The organism is Cupriavidus sp. Agwp_2, from assembly GCF_040784895.1.
Classification (GTDB): domain Bacteria; phylum Pseudomonadota; class Gammaproteobacteria; order Burkholderiales; family Burkholderiaceae; genus Cupriavidus.
Genome location: NZ_CP088084.1, coordinates 264,763 through 282,702 on the forward strand (window position 1 = coordinate 264,763; position 17,940 = coordinate 282,702).

Here is a 17,940-nt window from a genome sequence, read left to right on the forward strand (position 1 = left end):
TGGAAGGACCGGCGCGGAAACGTGCACGGCGATTTCCAATCGATGCTAAGGACAGAGCGGCGCTGTGAAAAATACTTTCGGTATGTCGCGTAATACATCGCTTGTATCGCGCCTGGCACCCGGCGCGCGGCTATGCCTTCTCCATCAGTGCATCGCGGACTTCAATCAATGCGGCGAGGTAGGCGTCATGGTTCCTCTTCATGCGATCCGCCGGGCCAGCGAGGGAGATGCCCGCGGGTTGTCCGCCGAGCAGGCCGGTCACCGCCAGGCCATAGACGCCCTCGCTGCCTTCTTCGCGCGCCTCGTGCCAGCCGCGCTTGTGGCCGCGGGCAATCTGCGCCATCAGCGTGTCGACGTCGACAATGGTGTGCTCCGTGATCTGGCGCAGCTGGCTACGGCCCAGCGCAGCGCGCGCCTCCTCGGGCGGCAGCAGGCTCAGCAGGCCCTTGCCCAGCGCCGAGGCGTGCAGCGCGGCGCGCGAGCCGACTTCAATGATGTAGCGCAGCGGCTGGCGGCTGGACTGGGCGGCAACGACCTTGACCGCGGCGGTATCCAGTACGCCGAAAAAGACGCTTTCGTTGGTCTTCTCGCCGACCTGTTCCACGGCTTCCTGCGCGACGGTGCTGAGCGGGTCGTTCTCCGCGATCTGGCGCGCGACCTCGAACAGGCGCCCGGTGGGATAGAAGCGCCGGCTGCGGGTGGTGCGCACCAGGTAGCCGAGCGACTGGAGCGTGTGCAGCAGGTCGGAGGTGCTGCTCTCCGGCAGCGACAGCAGGCGCGCCATGTCGGAGTTGGACAGCTCGCGCCGCTCGCGGGCGAAGACTTCGAAGACGGCCATGGCGCGGCCGGCAGCGGGGATCAGGGTAGGCATGGGTTGGCAGTTGGGGATTCGGTCAACGACAGTACTATACGAAATTTCGTAGTCTGCCGGAAGCCGGCCCCGCCATCACGCCACGCCCACGCGATATCCCGCCGCCTGGGTCGCGCCTGTCAGGGCAGCACGTTGCGCGGGTCGTCCTTCAGGACCAGCTGCCATGCCTCGCGCGCCATTGGTTGCTGTTTCTCTTCCAGCACATGGGCCAGCAGGCCGGCCGAGCGGCCTACCAGCGCCAGGCCGCGCGCAATCAGCGGGTCCAGCCCCATCGCCGCGACGATCGCGCCGATGGCGCCCACCACGTTCATCGGCAGCTTGCGGTGCTGCTCCTTCACCAGCACCTCGACGATGGCGTCCATCAGCCGCCAGTGCAGGCCGTAGTAGCCGTGCTCGCGCGACAGCACGCGCAGCGCCGGCACGCGCGGGTCGCCGTCGACGTGGATGGGGTGGCCCACGCCGAAGATCTGCTGGCGGCGCTCCTTGTAGCGGCGGATCAGCGCGCGGACTACATCCAGGATTTGTTCGTCCGTGGCGCCGTCGGCCAGATCGGCGGCGCCTTCGTTGAGCATTTCCGCCGCGTTCTGCATGGGCCCGAGGAATACGCTGCCCGCGCCCAGCAGCCCGGTGGCCACGGCGCCCTGCAACGCTTCCGGCGCGCCGATGTAGGTGAGGCGCGCCGACAGCGAGCTGGGCGTGATGCCATGGTCGGCCGTGGTCACCAGCAGCGCATTGACCATGACTTTCTCGCGCGGGGCCGGCAGGCGCGACAGCGTGGTGAAGAAGATCATGTCGACAAAGTCGAACTTGCCGATGATCTCGGTCGAGAGGTTCAGGCCACGCACCATGATGGTGTCGGTGGTGGTGTAGCCGATGTCAGTCTTTACCATGCCGAAGGCTCCGTGCCTTGATACGAGAGAACCGCGTCGAGCGCGATCACTCCCTCGCCTTGCGGACGTACCGCGAGCGGGTTGATTTCCAGTTCTTCGATGCTGTCCGCGTGCCTGGCGACAAGATCCGAGAGCTTCACCAGCATGTCGGCCAGCGCATCGATGTCGAAGGCCGGCTGGCCGCGATAGCCCTTGAGCAACTCGTAGCAGCGCGTTTCCGTGACCATTTCGCGCGCGGCTGCCGGGGTCAGCGGCAGCAGGCGCCGGCTGACATCCTTGAACAGCTCGATGCTGACGCCGCCGAGGCCGAAGGTGCAGACGTGGCCGAACACCGGATCGCGATGGATGCCGACCACCGCTTCGACAAACGGCGCGGGCAGCATCGGTTCCACCAGCACGCCCTCGATCCGCGACGGATCGCAGGCTTTGGCGCCGTTGGCATGGATTTCCTCGTACGCTGCCATGGCGTCGCCGCCGGAGGCGATGCCCAGCCGCACGCCGCCGATGTCGGTCTTGTGAGTGATCGCGGCGCTGACGATCTTCATCACCGCCTTGCCATTGCCGGCATTGCGGAAGGCCAGCGCGGCGTCGGCGGGTGAGCGCGCCACCACGCCTCGCGGTGTCGGAATGCCGGCTTTCTCAAGCAGCGCCTTGGTCCTTGCTTCAGACAGGTTGGCAGTGGCCTCGGTGCCTGCCACGTTGGCCAGTGGCTGCCATTCGCGTTCGAAGCCGGATTTCCAGCGCCCGTACTCGATGAAACGCTGGATGGCAAGCACGGCGTTGCCCACAGCACGCATCGGCATCAGTCCGCCGTCGATCATCTTGCGATGGCCTTCGCCGGTGCGGTCGCTCATCCAGACCGGCACGATCGGCGTGCCGGTCTCTTCCGACTGCACGCGCACCATGCTGTCGGCCAGCATGGCCGTGGTCTTGCCGTATTCCACCGGGATCGGCACCAGCACCAGGTCGGTGTTGGGGTCGGCGGCGGTGGCCTTCAGGGTGGCATAGCTGACTTCGGTATTGACCAGCACCTCGGCGGTCACGTCCACCGGATTGCTGAATGCCGCAAAGCCGGGCAGGGCGTTACGCAGCGCCTCGATCGTCGCGGGCGCGAATTCGGACAGCTTCAGTCCCGCCAGGCCGACCATATCGGAGGCCAGCGCCGCGGTGCCGCCGGAGAAGCTGTAGACAGCCAGCTGCTCCTTGCCGGTGGGCTTGCGCCGCGCCAGCAGCGAGGCTACGTCGATCAGCTCGTCGATGTCATCCACCTCGATGATGCCGAGCTGGCTGAACACCGCGCTGTTGATCTCCGCCGAGCCGGCGATCGCCGCGGTGTGCGACTGCGCCGCCTTGGCGCCATATTCCGACTTGCCGACCTTGATGGCGACGATGGGCTTGCCGCGCCGCGCCGCATGCAGTGCGGCGGCCATGAAGCGCGGGCCGTTGCGCACGCCTTCCAGCGTGGTCACGATCACCTCGATGTCCGGCGCGTCGGCCATGTAGTGGATATAGTCGCTGACCTCCAGGTCTACTTCATTGCCGCCGGAGCACCACAGCCCCACGCCCACGCCGCGGTCCATCGCCTGGATGAACGAGCGGCCCAGGCCGCCGCCCTGCGTGGCCACGCCGATCGGGCCGGCGCGGCGGTCGATGCGCCAGGCCGGCGAGAAGGTCAGGCCCAGCCGAGCATTCATGTTGTTCAGGCCCGGGCAGTTCGGGCCGTAGATGCGCATGCCGGTGCTGGCCACGATCTCGCGCATCCCGGCTTCCACCGCGCGGCCGTCCTCGCCGGTTTCGCCGAAACCGGAGGTGAAGACGATGGCGAACCTGATGCCGCGATTGCCACAGTCGCGCAGCGTCTGGAGGACCATGTCGGCGCGCACGGCCAGGATGGCGAGGTCCGGCGCTTCCTTCAGGTCATTGACCGAGGCCACGCACGGCCTGCCGTGGATCTCCGCGCGGCCGGGATTGACCAGGTAGAGGTCGCCCTTGAACTCGGAGAAGGTGGTCAGGTTTTCCAGCGTACGGCCACCGATGCTGTCCGGCTTCTCGGAGGCGCCGACCAGCACGATGGAGCGCGGGTTCACCAGCCGCGACAGGTCGCTGAACCAGGTCGGATGGCTGCTCATTGCGCCTCTCCCTGCGGGCGGCGCTTGAACAGGCAGGTGGCTGCCATCTCGGCCACCACTTCGCCGCGCTGGTTGATGCCCTTGCGCAGGAAGGCAATGATGCCGCGGTCCGGTCGGCTGGTGGCCTTCTGCTCAACCACTTCGATTTCCACGCGGATGGTGTCGCCGATAAACGTGGGCTTGGGGAACTTGAGCCGGTTCTCCAGCACGCTGAACAGCGAGCCTTCGAAGAACTGGTTGGGGATCGAGCGCGAAGTCAGGCCGGCCATGAAGGCGGCCACCAGCATGCCGTGGGCAATGCGCTGGCCGAAGATCGTGCCCTTGGCGTACTCGGCATCGACGTGCACCTTGTTGAAGTCGCCGGTCAGTGCCGCGAACGCGGCCACGTCGGCTTCAGTGATGGTGCGCGACGAGGTGCTGTACGTCATGCCCGGCACCAGGTCTTCCCAGTAGAGCGTGGTGTTGGCGATTTGTTCGAGGATGGCGGGTTGGGTCATGTCTAGTGTCTCCGTATTGTCTGTGAGCATCAGGTCAGTGCGCTGATGCCCAGGATTTCCCGGCCGATGATGAGCGTCTGGATCTCGGTGGTGCCCTCGGGGATCATCCCGCCGCGCGTGTCGCGGAAGATGCGCTCGATCGGGTAGCCGGTGGCGTAGCCCATGCCGCCGTGCACCTGCAGCGCGAGGTTGGACACCTCGAACGCGGCTTCGGTGGCGTACAGCTTGGCGATCGAGCATTCCGTGCGCGACGTGCCGTTCTGCATCGACCGTGCCGCGCGGTAACCCAGTGCGCGTGCGGCCTGCGTGCGCATGGTCATGTCGACGATGTGCTTCTGCACCAGCTGGAACGAACCGATGGGGCGGCCGAACTGCTTGCGCTGCAGCGCGTAGTCCACCGACAGGTCCAGCGCGCATTGCGCCGCGCCCACCGCCCCCATGGCAACGTTCAGGCGGCCGAAGTTCAGTCCGATCAGGATCTGGCGCAGGCCCTGGCCTTCCTTGCCCAGCAGGTTGGCGGCCGGGACCTCGGCGTTCTCGAAGGTGAAGGCCGCGGTGCCGGTGCTGCGGGTGAACATGGTTTCCACCGGCGTGGCGCTGTACGGGGTCACGTCGCGCTCCACCAGGAACAGCGACAGCTCGCCGTTGCAGGTCTCGCTGAAGGTGCGCGCCACCACGATGCCGAAGTCGGCGAACATGCCGTTGGTGATCCACAGCTTGCTGCCGTTGAGCACGTAGCGGTCGCCGCGCTTGTCGGCGCGGGTCTTGATCTCGGCCACGTTGGAGCCCACGTCCGGCTCGGAGATCGACACGAAGGTCTTGCGCTCGTTGCGCAGCAGCGGACGCATGAAGCGATCCTTCTGCTGCTCGGTGCCATAGGCATTGATGATGCCCGAGACGATATTCAGCCCGTTGAGCAGGATGCGCAGCGACAACCAGCAATAGCCTGCCTCTTCCATCATCACCGCCCAGGTCAGGTAGTCCAGGCCCAGCCCGCCGTCGGCTTCAGGCAGGTGGCCGCCGAAGTAGCCAAAGTCGGCGAGGCCTGTCAGCAGCTCGTGCGGGAACTGCTTGTCCTGCTCGGCCTGGTCGATGCGCGGGGCGATGTTTTCCTTCAGGTAGCGACGAATGTTGTCGCGCAGCAGTTGCTGGCTGGCATCCAGGCCATCGACGTCGACATTGGGATCAACCATAGCGGCCTCCGGTGACGAACAGGGTGGTGCCCGTGATGTAGCGGGCATGTTCGGACGCCATGAAGGCCACGGCGCCGGCGATATCGCTGGTTTCGCCGGGGAACGTCACGGCGTTCCTGGCCATCACGTTGGCCAGGATGGTGTCGTAGTTGGGCAGGCTCTTGATGTACTCGGTCTCGATATAGCCGGGCGCGATGGCATTGACCGTCACGCCCTTGCGCGCCTGCTCCAGCGACAGCGCGCGGGTAAAGCCGACGATGCCGGCCTTGGCGGTGGAGTAGTTGGCCTGGCCGGGGTTGCCGAACAGCGCGCGCGAGCTGATATTGATGATCCGGCCCCAGCCTTTCTCGTGCATGAAGGGCAGCGCGGCGCGGCAGGTGTGGAAGGCGCCCTTGAGCGTCACGTCCAGCACCAGGTCCCAGTCGGACTCGTCCATCTTGAGGATGGTGCGGTCCTTGACCAGGCCGGCGTTGTTGACCAGCACGTCGATGCTGCCGAACGCTTCCTTGCCGGCGCCGACCATGTTTCGCACCTGGTCTTCCATGCGCACATCGCACTGCACGGCGATTGCCTTGCCGCCGTCGCGCCCGATGCCGCTGGCGGTTTCGCGCGCGGCGTCGAGGTCCAGGTCGGTGATGACCACGGCCATGCCTTCTTGTGCCAGCATGCGGGCGGTTTCCGCGCCGATGCCGCGGGCCGAGCCGGTGACGACCGCCACGCGGCCATTCAGTCCAAGATCCATTTCTCCTCCTTCGTTGGAATTGCGCAGGTTCAGTGGTCGGCCAACAGTGCGTCGCGCACTTCGCGCAGGGCCGCAAGATAGAAGTCGCGTTGCCGTTCGATGCGCTCCGTTGGGCCGGCCACGGAGATGGCTACCGGCCGCTCGCCCAGGCGCGCCGAGACCGCAAGCGCCGTTACACCGGCCGTGCCTTCATCGATGGCTTCGTACCAGCCTTGTTCTCGGCACCGGGCAAGCTGCGTCATCAGCTGGTCCAGCGCCACCACCGTGTTCGGTGTGACCGCCGTCCGCTTGATGGTGTCCAGCCGCGACCGGGCCTCGTCCTCCGGCAGCAGGCCCAGCATGGCCTTGCCCAGGGCAGAGGCATGCAGCGCGACGCGCTCGCCGACGTCGAGGATGTAGCGCAGTGGCTGGCGGCTCTGCGCCACCGCGGCGACGCGCACGGCCTGTGGCTCCAGCAAGCCGAAGAAGGCGCTTTCGTTGGTGGCCTCGGCGAGGCGGCGCACGGCTTCCCGCGCAATCCGGCTCAGCGGGTCGTTTTCGGCGATCTGCCGCGCAGTCTCGAGCAGGCGGCCAGTGGGATAGAACCGCCGCGTGCGCGTGGTGCGCATCAGGTAGCCAAGCGATTGCAGGGTATGCAGCAGGTCGGAGCAGCTGCTGTCGGCGACTGCCAGCAGTTTCGCGATCTCGGAGTTGGACAGGTCGCGCTGTTCGCGGGCGAAGACCTCGAACACGGCCATGGCGCGGCTCGCGGCGGGTATATTGACAGGCACTTTTATCTCCGAGATGTCGTAATAAATTACGATATATGGAAATAATGTACGTGCCGTCGGAGGGCCGTGCAAGCGATATTTCGAGGGGGTGGAGATAAGTACGACGGGTTGTATTAAGCGCGCTTAAGCGAGGGATTTGTTCCCCGCCGTTTCTTTTCCTGTTCCTGCCGGTGCCTGTATTCACGCGCTTGGCGCACCTAAAGTGGCCACGACAGGCCGGCGGCGGCGGTCAAACTGTGCCGTCCCGCCGGCTCGGCCAACGCGCACGGCGCACCCGCCCGTTGCGAGCACACCTGATCCGATTGGAGCAAGAATGTCCGTACATGAACGACTCGCAGCGCGCGGCCTGGCGCTGCCGCAGCCCCCGCAGCCGCTGGGGAGCTATACCGCCGTCAGCCAGGCCGCAGACCTGCTGTTTATCTCCGGGCAGTTGCCATTGCAGGATGGCAAGGTGGTCTGGCAAGGCCAGCTCGGCAAGGACCTGACAGTGGAGCAGGGCAAGCGCGCCGCCGAACTGGCGGCGCTCAATGTGCTGGCGCAGATCGACGCCTATCTGGGCGGCTTCGAGCGGCTGGACCACATTGTCCGCGTCGACGGCCATATTGCCGGTGCGCCGGGCTGGTTCGACCAGCCGGCGGTCCTCGACGGCGCTTCCGACCTGTTCCGTGATGTGCTGGGGGACAAGGCCGGCCATGCGCGGACCATTTCGTCGCACTTCCAGCAGCCCGCCAATGCGGCCGTGATCCTCGTGGTCATTGCGCAGGTCAGGCCTGCCTGAGTCCGGGTTCTACGCGGAAAATTTCTCGACCAGGAAGTCGACAAAGACCCGCACGCGGCGCGTGACATGCCGTGCCGACGGGTAAAGCAGCACGAACGGCCGCGTACTGCCGGCATATTCCTGCAGCACTTCTACCAGCGTGCCGTCGCGCAGATCCTGTTCCACGACGAAGCGATAGGTCTGGAACAGGCCCGCGCCGGCGCGCACCAGCGTGGCTCCGCCGAGGATGTCTTCGGTCGCCGCATAGCCGCCGGTGGTGGCGATATCGACGTCTTCGCCATTGACGCGGAAGGTCCAGGGAATGCGCCGGCCGCTGCTGGGGCGTTCGAACTGGATGCACTCATGCCTGAGCAGGTCTTCCAGTGACCTGGGCGTGCCCGCGCGCTGCAGGTACGCGGGCGTTGCCACCACCACCAGCTCGGCATCTTCCAGCTTGCGCGCGATCAGGTTCGAATCGTCCGGCGCGCGGCCGCGCACCGACAGGTCATAGGTGTCATCGGCGAAGTCGACGTTGCGGTTGCTGATGTGCACGTCGACCTCGACTTCCGGGTACTGCGCCCGGAACGCCGGCAGGATCGGCAGCACGCGATAGTGCGCGTAAGGCGTCGGCAAGCTGATCCGCAGCCGGCCCGCGGGTGCCGCGCGCTGGCCGCTGACCTGCCGCTCCGCATCCAGCAGCTGCGCCAGCGCGCCGCGGCTTTGCTCGAAATACAGCCGTCCTTCATCCGTCAGGCGGATCTGCCGCGTGGTGCGCACGAACAGGCGTACCCCCAGCCGTTCTTCCAGCCGCTGCACGGTGCGGCTGACGGCGGGCGGTGTCACGCCGGCCGCGGCCGCGGCGGCGGTAAAGCTGCCCAGCTCGGCGGCCAGGCAGAACAGCTCGATGCTGCCGAGCTGGAGGTCATCGAATTGCCTTTTCATGGCGTGGGATCGGGCGCTGCAAGGTGTGGCTGGAAGCGGTGCCGCCATCATATGTGGGCCAATGCCAGAAGTCGATGGCGGGAGCCTCAGGGACGGAAATGTGGCCGGGACCCCACGTCATGCAGCTTTAAACATCGCTCTGGCAACCGTGGTCTCGGCGCCATTTGTTCCGCGCGTGCATAACTGTTTGTTCCGTGGAGGTCTTCGAATGCCAGGACGGTTCTCCTAAATTTGAGCCCATCGGAGCCGTCGGCCCGATCGGCCGGAAGGCCGAGTCAACAGACATCGAGGTTAGAAAATGAGTGCAGCACAGAAGGTTGTCGTCATCACCGGCGCATCGCAGGGCATCGGCGCAGAACTGGTCAAGGCATTCCGCGAGCGCGGACATCGGGTCGTCGCCACGGCGCGCAGCATCAAGCCGTCGGACGACCAGGATATCCTGGCGGTGGCCGGCGATATCGCCGATCCGTCCACCGCGCGCCGCGTCATCGCGGAAGCCGTGTCGAAGTTCGGTCGCGTCGATACGCTGGTCAACAATGCGGGGATCTTCGTCGCCAAGCCGTTCACCAGCTATACCGACGAGGACTATGCCACCGTCACGGGCATCAACCTGAACGGCTTCTTCCATATCACGCAACTGGCCATCGCCGAAATGGAGAAGCAGCGCAGCGGCCATGTGGTCAGCATCACGACCAGCCTGGTCGACCATGCGATCAGCGGCGTGCCGTCGGTACTGGCTTCGCTGACCAAGGGCGGGCTGAACGCGGCGACCAAGTCGCTGGCGATCGAGTATGCGAAGACCGGCATCCGCGCCAACGCTGTGTCGCCCGGCATCATCAAGTCGCCGATGCATCCGGCGCAAACGCATGAGGCGCTGGGCGCGCTGCATCCGATGGGGCATATGGGAGAAATGCGCGATATCGTCGATGCCGTGCTGTACCTCGACCGCGCGCCGTTCGTGACCGGCGAGATCCTGCACGTCGACGGCGGCCAGAGCGCCGGCCATTAAGCCTTCCGCCGCAAGGCGTCGACGGCGCGACGGGGTAGATGCCTGTCGCGCCGTCTTGCGTTGGCCCGGTGCTATTCGCTCTGCTGAACCAGCTTGAATGCGGCCCTGCATGCCGTGGTCCATTCCCGGGCCAGCGCTCTGCGCCGTGCGGGCGGGGCCGCCATCGCCTGGTCCATGCCGGACGCAACCTCCTGCACGGGCACCGCGGCCGGCGCGCCGGCAGTGCCCCAGGCCGCGGCGAAGGCAACCTGCTTGCTGGCCGCGGGCGGTTGCGCGGGCCGCAGCAGGCCCAGCCTTGGCAAGGCAAAGGCGCCTGCAACAATGCCGCCGTGCAGGCTGCTGCCGACAAAACCCTGGCTGTGCGCGATCAGGGCGCAGATATCCCAGAGGTCAAGCGAGCCAAACAGCGCGACGGGCGTGCCGCGCAGCCGGGCCGCTAGGCGCTGGTAGCAAGCCAGGTCGTCATGCCACGGCGCGGCGCCGGCGCGGAACAGCACGACGCCCAGGCGCCTGTCCCGGGCGACGCGATCGAGCTGGGCCGCCAGCTCTGAAAGGGTTTCGTCGTCGCCAAAATCGGCGCTGCACTGCACCGCGAGGTATCCGTCAGCGAAGGCCGAAACGATGCGGGCGCACTCGCCGCGGCCGGCGCGCCGGCGGATGCCGTCGCCGAACAACTCGGCCACCAGCACCGCCGGATCGGGCTCCAGGCGGCAGTCAATGCCGCTTTCAGCGAGCAGCGCCTGGGTCTGATGGTCGCGGATCCCAACGCTGGTAGCGGCACCGAGCTTGGCTGCAACTTCCGCCCGCATGCCAGCATCGACCGAGCCAAGGTCAATGCCGCCGGCGGCGTGGACGATCACGCGCCTGACGTTGGCAAACAGGCCGGCAGGCAACAGGTAGGGAACCAGGTCCGGCAGGCCCAACTGGTTCCGTGCCCACGCCGTGCGCGCTTGCGGCCGGCTATCGAGCTGCGCCACTACGGCCTCGGCCTGCCCGGGCGGCAGCAGCATCACGGCGGCTTCCCACAGCGAGCAGGTCAGGATTTCGCCGCCTACGTGGATGACATCGACGGGCGCGTCGCCAACAATGGCCGAAAGCCGCCGCAGGGCATCGACCCGATGGCCGCCCTGCACGCTGAGGTCGCGGTCGGCAAGTCCTCCGTAACAGGGACTGCCCAGCCCGGCCATGCGTTGCACCACGTGCGCCAGCAGCAGGTCGCCGAAGTTGTGGCGGTCGAAGGCACCAAACAGGATCGTGAGAACAGGGGTGGCATCTGCCGGCGGCTTGGATCCGGACACTGCCATGGCATCAGCGGCAGGCAGGCACGATGTCCTGCATGCCCTGCATGTCCTGCATGTCCGCGCTGTCGAAACCCTCGGTGAATCCCGCCCGGACGGTGGCCATCAACTGTGTGGCGGGTTCCTCCTTGCCTTGCTGCCGCCATAGCTGCGCCAGATCCAGCGCGGCCCGCAATTCCAGCGACTTCGCATGCTGGTGGCGGGCGACCTCGATCGCCTTGTGGAAACACGCTTCCGCTTCCGCATCGCATTCCGGACCAGGACCTTGCCGTATCAGCTTGCCCTTGAGCCGGTGCCATTCCGCTTCGCAGTATTGCTCCCCGGTCCTGTCCAATGCGTCCTTGGCTTCGGCAAGCGCATCCAGACCAGCCTGCCATTGTCCCTGGCGTCCATAGGCGTGGGCCAGCAGGCACTGGAAATGCGGATTCCCCAACACCGCCCCGGTGGCGTGATAGGCCTCCAGGCCTTCGTGCATCAGCGCGATGCCAGCCTGTTGCTGCCCCTGTTCGGCCAGCGCCCAGCCGCGAAGGATGGTCGTCCATGCGAGCCAGAGCGGGAAACCCTGCTCGGTCGAGAGCGTGATGGCGGCCTCGGCATATTCCTGCGTGAGCTGGGGCTCGCGGCGGAACTGGTGCAGTTCTGCTGCCTGGCACAGCGCATGCGCCAGGCTGAAGGGGTGGGAAAGCTGCCGCGCCAGCGCAAGCCCCTCCTGCGCGCACTGGCAGGCCTGGTCAGGATAGCCAAGGCACCACAGCACCAGCGCCGACATCGACAGGGCGCGCACTTCGGGGTCCACGCCATGGACATTCAGGTGGCTGAGATGCGGCCCTGCGCCATAGACCGCGAGGGCATCGCGCAGGTGGGAACGCGCGATGCCGAATCTTCCCAGGTAGAACGCGGTCATCCCGAGCGCGACATGCGCTTCTCCGAGCCACTCCCGGTCGTTCGATTGCCCGCCCATCCGCAGCAGCTGCTTGCCGAGCCGGTAGGCCTTCGCATGCTCCGCGCGCAGCGAGAAATAGGTACGCAAGCCGACCAGCGTTGGAAACAGCTGTGGCGTGTCGCCGCCCTGGCCGCACAGTGCCAGCGCGCGGCTGTAGGTCGTCTCCACCTCGGATGCGGCAAAGCCCCGCGCGGCGATCAGCGCCGGCCCGATGGCAAGCCGCAGCGCGAGCTCCTGGTGCGCGCGTTCCGGGGTGTCGGGCTGGCGCCCGAGCAATTCCAGTGCGGCACTCAGGTGGTTGATTGCCTCGTGGTAGGCGGAGCGCTGGACAGCCTGCTGTCCCGTGTACTGCAGGTATTCCACCGCCTTCGGATCGTTGCCGCTGAGGCTGTAATGCCGGGCCAGCTCGCCGTAGTGGTCCTTCAGCTGGTTCTGGAAGAGCGCCTCGATCGCCTGCGCCGTGCGCTGGTGCAGCGCCGTGCGTTGCTCCGTGAGCAGGCTGTTGCCGGCCACCTCCTGGGTCAGCGCATGCTTGAACGTGTATTCGGTGTCGGGGAACGCCGGCCGCTCGTAGATAAACTCGCCCGCCTCCAGCTGCGCGAGGAGCGGGCGCAACTGGTCATCCGGCTGCGCGACTACCCGCTGGATCAGGCTGAGGGAAAACTCTTTCCCGATCACCGCCAGTGTTTGCAGCAAGTCTTTCTCGGCACGGGACAGCCGGTCGATGCGGGCGGCCAGGACCCCTTGCACCGTCGTCGGGATATGCAGCGCGGTGGGCGTCGTCTCGATGCGGTAGTGGCCAGGTTCGCCAAGCAGGGCCTTCTCCTCGCAAAGGGTTTGTACCACCTCTTCCATGAAGAAGGGATTGCCCTCGGTCTTTGCCAGGATCAGGCGCTTGAGGGCCATCAGCGTCGGATCGTCGCCAAGCAGCGCGGTAAGCAGTTGCCCGGCCTCCGCCTGGCCCAGCGGCGCCAGCCGCAGTGGCGTGTAGCTGTCCTTCTGGTCCCAGCCATGCTGGTACTCCGGCCGGTAGTTCAGCAGCAGCAGGATCCTCGCGTCGGCAAGGCGCTCGACCAGAACATCCAGGAAGGCTTCGGTCTCGCTGTCCAGCCATTGCAGGTCCTCGAACAACAGCACCAGCGGCTGGTTGCGGCTCTCGCGCGCCAGCAGGCTGGTGATCGCCTCGAACGTGCGCTGGCGCCGGATCAGCGGATCCATGTTCGGCAATGCCGAGCCGGGCTCGCTGATGCCTAGCAGATGCAGCAGGTAGGGCAGCACGTCTTCCAGTGCCCGGTCGAGCATCACCACGCGGCCCGCCACCTTCTCGCGGCACTTCCGTTCGTCGTCCTGGGCCTCGATCTGGAAATAGTTCTTCACCAGTTCGATCAGCGGGAGGTAGGCAAAGGCCTTTCCGTGGGACACCGAGAACGTCTCCAGTTTCAGGCAACTGCCGGGCGAACGCGCCTTGAATTCATGGAAGAGCCGCGACTTGCCGACCCCGGCCTCGCCGACCACCGCGACGATCTGCCCCTGTCCACCCGCGGACCGCTCCAGCGCATGGTGCAGCGTCTGCAGTTCCATGTCGCGCCCGACGAAGCATGCGAGACCCCGGTGCGCCGCCAGTTGCAAGCGCGTGCGCAGCGGCCCGATGCCGGTCAGCTCGTAGACGGCCAGCGGCATGGGAATGCCCTTGACCTGCGCAACCCCAAGCGGCTTGAAGGCGAAATACCCTGCGGCGAGCCGCTGGGTGGATTCGCTGACGAAGATCGACGAGAGCGCGGCCATGGTTTCCATCCGCGAGGCAATGTGGATGGTGTGGCCGACCGGATCGTAGTCCGTGTGCAAATCGTCCTTGCGGATCGAGCGCACGACCACCTCGCCGGTATGGATGCCGACCCGGATCTGCAGCGAGATGCCTTGCTCCAGCCTGAGCCGGTCGCTGTGCCGCTGCATCGCCTTCTGCATCCGCAGCGCGGCGTACAGCGCACGCTGGGGGTGGTCCTCGTGGGCGATCGGAGCGCCGAACAGCGCCAGGATGCCGTCGCCCAATGACTTGGCAACGTAGCCCTCGTAGTAGTGCACCGCCTCCATCATCAGGTCGATCACCGGCGTGATCAGCCGGTGGGCGTCTTCCGGGTCCAGGTCATGGATCAGGGCGGTCGAACCGGCCATGTCCGCGAACAGCACGGTGATGGTCTTGCGCTCGCCGGCGGCCTCGCCCCGGGCTTCCAGCGCCGCCTGCTCGTTGCGGATGCGCTCGGCCAGGTGGGGTGGCGTATAGGAGACAGGGGCGGTGGGCGCAGCGGATGCCAGATCGCCGCAGGGTTCGCCGCACGCACTGCAGAAGCGCGCCGCCGGCGCCAGGGCCTGGCCGCAGCGGCGGCATTGGCGGGTGAGGGCGCTGCCGCACTGCTGGCAAAAATTGGCCCCCGCGGTGTTATCGCATCCGCACTTTGTGCATTGCGCCATGGGGCCTCCTCGGGACGCTTCCCTCATAGGAGTAGTGCGCAAAGCCGTCCATCGCAAGAGGAGGTCGCCGCCGGGGCATTGCCATCTGCTGAAGCTGGCGGATAAGTCAGGCCTGCAGCGCGGCGATGACCTCGTCGGCAGTGCGCAGGCGGCCAATCCGGGGGAAGGTGTATTTCAGCGTGTTGGCATGTGCTTGCGCGGACGGCGAGCCCATCGCATCGGTCACGAACACCTGGCCATAGCCACGTTCAAAGGCGTCACGGGCGGTGGACTCCACCCCTACGTTGGTCGAAATTCCGGCCAGCACGATGGTGCGGATACCACGGCGGCGCAGCTGCAGGTCCAGGTCGGTGCCATAGAAGGCGCCCCATTGGCGCTTCATGATGCGCAGGTCGGTCGGCTCGGCGCCCAGTTCCGCAACCACGGTCGACCAGTCGGGGCCGCGCTGGCTTTGGGGAGCGGGTGTATCCACCGTCGGCGCAAGCGCATCCTTGCCATCGGGCGAGTTGCCAACCGTGACAAGCACGACGGGCGCCTGGAGCTGGCGGAACGTTGCCGCAAGCTGCCGCGCCCTGGCGACAATCTCGCTGGCCGGCTGCGGCTGCACTTCCAGGGCGACGATGCCGTATTGCAGGTCGATCAGGACGAGCGCCGTGGTTGCAGGATCCAGTTTGAGTTCAGCGGAGGTCATGTCGTGCTTCGGCCAGGAAACTGCGCTTCAAGATCTACGAGATGTTTTCCAGGTTGTCCTGTTGCGCCCGGATATCCTCGGGACTGAACACGATATACCCGAGCGCCTTCAACAGCTGCACCGCTTCCAGCTCGGCATCGAGATAAACGGGACGATCCGGTGGCCGCAGGCGTGGCGCGGGCTGCCAGCGCGGCGGGGCGCTGGCATGCGGGCCGGCCGCGGCCAGGCTGTCCGGTTGCCGCGCGGTCAGGATGCGGCAATGCTCCACGCTGGGCTTCCATGACACGTCGACGGCGACATTGAACCGCGCGGTGCACAGCCGCAGACGCTTCAGCGCCTGCAGCCAGTTGATGAAGGCGTCTCGATCCGACGGCTGGTATCCCTTCAGCAACGTATTGAGCTGTTCGTGCGCCGCGGGGTTGGCCGCGGCCGAATCCTCATCAAGCAGTGCGATCTCCAGCGCGACTCGCTGGCACCTGTCCTGGTCGTAGATGGTGCACTGGCAGTCGAGCACGCCTTCCTGCAGCAGCTCGCACAGCAGCGCCCACACCCGCGGATTCTTGTCGAGCCGGCCTTCGAGGGTGGGATCGATGTCGCCCAGGATGTCTGGCAGGGGACGATTGCCGTCTGCCTGCACGGCATGCGCGAACGCCATCGCGTTTTCCGAGGGCGTGTCGCCGCGTGCCAGGCGCTGCAACGCGGCTTCCTTCAGTTCTTGGATCTCGGCTACGGCATCGGCGGCGTGCTTCCAGGCAAACGCTTCCAGGCCGCCCACCAGCTTGCGCGCGGGCCTGGCAAGCTGGCCCGCCAGTGTCTGGATAAAGCCGGTGCAGATGCTGCAGTGACACTCCAGCCGGCCCGAGTGCAGGAAGCCGGCATACAGGCGCTCCAGGTGCCCGCAATGCGGACATTCCACCGAAAAGCCACCCTGCCGCGCGGCGCGCTGCGACGCGAGCAGTCCATCGACCTGGTAGTGCGCCTGGCCGTCGCAGCACGGGCAGATCCATTCGAGCTTGTGCGCGCCGTCGCGAGGCGCGACCGCGCGGTCGAACTGGCGCTCGATCGCGCTGCGCGGAATGCCTAGCGAGCGTCCCAGCACGTCGGCGGAATAGCGCCAGTAGCAATACGAGTGGGCGGCAGCCGCCGCTTCCGCATCCAGGCGCTGCAAGGCCGGGACCAGGTGCGTGCTGCGCCGGATTTCGTCCGCCTTCGCGTCGACCAGCGCAACCCCGCCGGGCATGACCGCCTCTAGCGCGGCACGGCTCTGCGCGAGGAAATCCGGCACGTGGACGCGACGGATAAAGTCCTCGTTCTCGAGCCAGAACATATGTCCGGGCAGGGATTCGAGCGCATCGACGCCAGCCCTGACTTCCGACATGCCGGGACAGGCGAGAAAGGTGAAGGGCTTGCTGAACAGGAAAGCATCGGCCATGGTTTGTCAACGGAGTATCCCGCCCACGGCCGGGACAGCGCCGCGTGCGATGGTTCCACCCCGTGGTTACAGCCAGGCCGATCGCGCGGACGGCGCATGCTTGGTGCATCGGCCCGCTTTTGGGGAATATCCCCTTGTTATTGTTCAGTCTTGTTCAGCTATGTCTTGTTCCGCACAGTTCGCCGTGTCGGTTAGGACAGGATAGGCGACGGTGACGGATCCCCGCAATGGCCAATGCCCGGCGCTTTCACCATGAGAAATGTGCCGTGTAGCCATGGCCCGAACGGGGCAGGGTTTGTTCACGCGCTGTGCCTGCCGACCGGACGCGCCGGCCAGGCGCCGCTGTCGACCAGCCCACCGGTTATCTCCAGCAACTGCGTCCACACCGTGCTCGTGGCCAGTGAAGCCGGCATCGTCGCCGACCGGCAGATGCACACCTGCCGCGTCATGGCCGGCTGCACGATGCGTGCGCACGATACCTGCCCGGTGCGCCATTCCTCCTGCACGGCCGCATGCGACAGGATGGTGAAGCCGACATCCGCGCCGGCCAGCGCGATCAGTTCGGGGATCGCATTGACTTCGGCGATCACGTTCAGCGCTGTCCTGTGCATGGCGCTATGGTGGTCGATCACGCTGCGCAAACCGTGCAGTCCGGCGGGCAAGACCAGCGGGTAGCGGGGCAGATCGGCAAACGGCACCACCATCGCCTGCGCAACGCTGTCCTCGCCGAAGCCCGAGAGTTGGCCCGGTGCGGCAACCAGCAGCAACTCCTCCTCGAACAGCACCTCGGTGCGCAGCCCCGCTTCCGGCGCGGGGCCGAAGGTCATGCCGATATCGATATGGCCGGTGAGCAGGTTCTGCGGGATATAGCCCGTGCTCTGCTCGATGATCTGCAGGTCGATCCCCGGCCAGCGTGCGACCACCTGCCGCACGAGCGGTACCGTCACCAGCTTGGCCAGCGACTGGGGCAGGCCGACCGCCACCCGTCCCTGGGGCTCCTTTACCGCGGTGCGGATGTCTTCGCAGGCCACGTCGACGCGGCGCAGGATATCGGCCGCATGTGCCAGCAGCATGTTGCCGGGCGCGGTGGGCGTGACGCCCCTGGGCGTGCGCTCGAACAGCGCGGTGCCCAGTTCTTCTTCCAGGTTCCTGATCTGCAGGCTCAGCGCCGGCTGCGCGATGTGGATGCGCTCGGCAGCCCGCGAGATCGAGCCGGCGGAAGCGACAGCCATGAAGGCACGCAAGGCGCGCAGGTCTAATGCCATGGGTTGGGTTCCGGAAAAAGCGCCGGGGGCACCCCGGGGTAT

General features: G+C 66.4%; 15 protein-coding genes. 2 read left to right on the forward strand and 13 right to left on the reverse strand.

Translation table 11 applies throughout. The features are described 5' to 3' along the window. Positions 1–130: 130 nt before the first annotated feature. The 7 genes from LPA45_RS19010 to LPA45_RS19040 form a co-directional block, all read right to left on the reverse strand. Positions 131–871, reverse strand: coding sequence for an IclR family transcriptional regulator (locus LPA45_RS19010; protein ID WP_116322947.1), 741 nt, complete (start codon positions 869–871; stop codon positions 131–133). A gap of 119 nt (positions 872–990) precedes the next feature. Next, on the reverse strand, positions 991–1,761 hold the full coding sequence (locus LPA45_RS19015; RefSeq protein WP_317922412.1) for a citryl-CoA lyase: 771 nt from the start codon (positions 1,759–1,761) through the stop codon (positions 991–993). Further along, positions 1,755–3,890, reverse strand: a complete 2,136-nt coding sequence (locus LPA45_RS19020) for an acetate--CoA ligase family protein (RefSeq protein WP_116322945.1) — start codon at positions 3,888–3,890, stop codon at positions 1,755–1,757. Before LPA45_RS19020 ends, LPA45_RS19015 begins: the two co-directional genes overlap by 7 nt. Then, positions 3,887–4,387, reverse strand: coding sequence for a MaoC/PaaZ C-terminal domain-containing protein (locus LPA45_RS19025; protein WP_116322944.1), 501 nt, complete (start codon positions 4,385–4,387; stop codon positions 3,887–3,889). The genes LPA45_RS19020 and LPA45_RS19025 overlap by 4 nt, the downstream gene beginning before the upstream one ends. A 29-nt stretch (positions 4,388–4,416) precedes the next feature. After that, positions 4,417–5,580, reverse strand: a complete 1,164-nt coding sequence (locus LPA45_RS19030; RefSeq protein WP_116322943.1) for an acyl-CoA dehydrogenase family protein — start codon at positions 5,578–5,580, stop codon at positions 4,417–4,419. Next, the gene (locus LPA45_RS19035) at positions 5,573–6,322 is read right to left on the reverse strand and encodes an SDR family NAD(P)-dependent oxidoreductase (RefSeq protein ID WP_116322942.1); all 750 of its coding nucleotides are present in this window, start codon (positions 6,320–6,322) and stop codon (positions 5,573–5,575) included. Before LPA45_RS19035 ends, LPA45_RS19030 begins: the two co-directional genes overlap by 8 nt. A 29-nt stretch (positions 6,323–6,351) precedes the next feature. Then, positions 6,352–7,092 carry an IclR family transcriptional regulator gene (locus tag LPA45_RS19040; RefSeq protein ID WP_116322941.1) on the reverse strand — a complete coding sequence of 247 codons (741 nt, stop codon included), beginning with the start codon at positions 7,090–7,092 and terminating at the stop codon, positions 6,352–6,354. Between the two features lie 313 nt (positions 7,093–7,405). Here LPA45_RS19040 and LPA45_RS19045 point away from each other — a divergent pair, with 313 nt between their 5' ends. Continuing rightward, on the forward strand, positions 7,406–7,870 hold the full coding sequence (locus tag LPA45_RS19045; protein ID WP_116322940.1) for a RidA family protein: 465 nt from the start codon (positions 7,406–7,408) through the stop codon (positions 7,868–7,870). Between the two features lie 9 nt (positions 7,871–7,879). Here the strand turns inward: LPA45_RS19045 and LPA45_RS19050 are convergent, their stop codons facing one another. After that, positions 7,880–8,791 (reverse strand): LysR family transcriptional regulator, encoded by a 912-nt coding sequence (locus tag LPA45_RS19050; RefSeq protein WP_116322939.1) that lies wholly within the window; start codon positions 8,789–8,791, stop codon positions 7,880–7,882. 298 nt (positions 8,792–9,089) lie between these two features. On the opposite strand from LPA45_RS19050, the gene LPA45_RS19055 reads away from it, so the two are divergent. Continuing rightward, the gene (locus LPA45_RS19055; protein ID WP_116322938.1) at positions 9,090–9,800 is read left to right on the forward strand and encodes an SDR family NAD(P)-dependent oxidoreductase; all 711 of its coding nucleotides are present in this window, start codon (positions 9,090–9,092) and stop codon (positions 9,798–9,800) included. A gap of 71 nt (positions 9,801–9,871) precedes the next feature. Here LPA45_RS19055 and LPA45_RS19060 read toward each other — a convergent pair whose 3' ends face one another. From LPA45_RS19060 to LPA45_RS19080, 5 genes are all read right to left on the reverse strand, one after another. Then, on the reverse strand, positions 9,872–11,104 hold the full coding sequence (locus tag LPA45_RS19060) for a polysaccharide pyruvyl transferase family protein (protein ID WP_116322937.1): 1,233 nt from the start codon (positions 11,102–11,104) through the stop codon (positions 9,872–9,874). A gap of 4 nt (positions 11,105–11,108) precedes the next feature. After that, positions 11,109–14,510, reverse strand: coding sequence for an adenylate/guanylate cyclase domain-containing protein (locus LPA45_RS19065; protein ID WP_317922417.1), 3,402 nt, complete (start codon positions 14,508–14,510; stop codon positions 11,109–11,111). 106 nt (positions 14,511–14,616) lie between these two features. Then, a complete protein-coding gene (locus tag LPA45_RS19070) occupies positions 14,617–15,201 on the reverse strand; it encodes a hydrolase (RefSeq protein ID WP_116322935.1) in 585 nt (194 codons plus the stop codon). 34 nt (positions 15,202–15,235) lie between these two features. After that, on the reverse strand, positions 15,236–16,633 hold the full coding sequence (locus LPA45_RS19075; RefSeq protein WP_116322934.1) for a hypothetical protein: 1,398 nt from the start codon (positions 16,631–16,633) through the stop codon (positions 15,236–15,238). Positions 16,634–16,932: 299 nt separating this feature from the next. Beyond that, complete coding sequence (locus LPA45_RS19080; RefSeq protein ID WP_116322933.1) at positions 16,933–17,898, reverse strand: LysR family transcriptional regulator; 966 nt, start codon at positions 17,896–17,898, stop codon at positions 16,933–16,935. Positions 17,899–17,940: the final 42 nt, after the last annotated feature.

Excerpts from the sequence above, each read along its gene's own strand:
- LPA45_RS19065 (WP_317922417.1), bottom strand. The coding sequence starts at position 14,510 with ATGGCGCAATGCACAAAGTGCGGATGCGATAACACCGCGGGGGCCAAT.
- LPA45_RS19035 (WP_116322942.1), bottom strand. The coding sequence starts at position 6,322 with ATGGATCTTGGACTGAATGGCCGCGTGGCGGTCGTCACCGGCTCGGCC.
- LPA45_RS19070 (WP_116322935.1), bottom strand. The coding sequence starts at position 15,201 with ATGACCTCCGCTGAACTCAAACTGGATCCTGCAACCACGGCGCTCGTC.
- LPA45_RS19055 (WP_116322938.1), top strand. The coding sequence starts at position 9,090 with ATGAGTGCAGCACAGAAGGTTGTCGTCATCACCGGCGCATCGCAGGGC.
- LPA45_RS19020 (WP_116322945.1), bottom strand. The coding sequence starts at position 3,890 with ATGAGCAGCCATCCGACCTGGTTCAGCGACCTGTCGCGGCTGGTGAAC.
- LPA45_RS19015 (WP_317922412.1), bottom strand. The coding sequence starts at position 1,761 with ATGGTAAAGACTGACATCGGCTACACCACCACCGACACCATCATGGTG.
- LPA45_RS19060 (WP_116322937.1), bottom strand. The coding sequence starts at position 11,104 with ATGGCAGTGTCCGGATCCAAGCCGCCGGCAGATGCCACCCCTGTTCTC.
- LPA45_RS19080 (WP_116322933.1), bottom strand. The coding sequence starts at position 17,898 with ATGGCATTAGACCTGCGCGCCTTGCGTGCCTTCATGGCTGTCGCTTCC.
- LPA45_RS19045 (WP_116322940.1), top strand. The coding sequence starts at position 7,406 with ATGTCCGTACATGAACGACTCGCAGCGCGCGGCCTGGCGCTGCCGCAG.
- LPA45_RS19025 (WP_116322944.1), bottom strand. The coding sequence starts at position 4,387 with ATGACCCAACCCGCCATCCTCGAACAAATCGCCAACACCACGCTCTAC.
- LPA45_RS19075 (WP_116322934.1), bottom strand. The coding sequence starts at position 16,633 with ATGGCCGATGCTTTCCTGTTCAGCAAGCCCTTCACCTTTCTCGCCTGT.
- LPA45_RS19030 (WP_116322943.1), bottom strand. The coding sequence starts at position 5,580 with ATGGTTGATCCCAATGTCGACGTCGATGGCCTGGATGCCAGCCAGCAA.
- LPA45_RS19050 (WP_116322939.1), bottom strand. The coding sequence starts at position 8,791 with ATGAAAAGGCAATTCGATGACCTCCAGCTCGGCAGCATCGAGCTGTTC.
- LPA45_RS19010 (WP_116322947.1), bottom strand. The coding sequence starts at position 871 with ATGCCTACCCTGATCCCCGCTGCCGGCCGCGCCATGGCCGTCTTCGAA.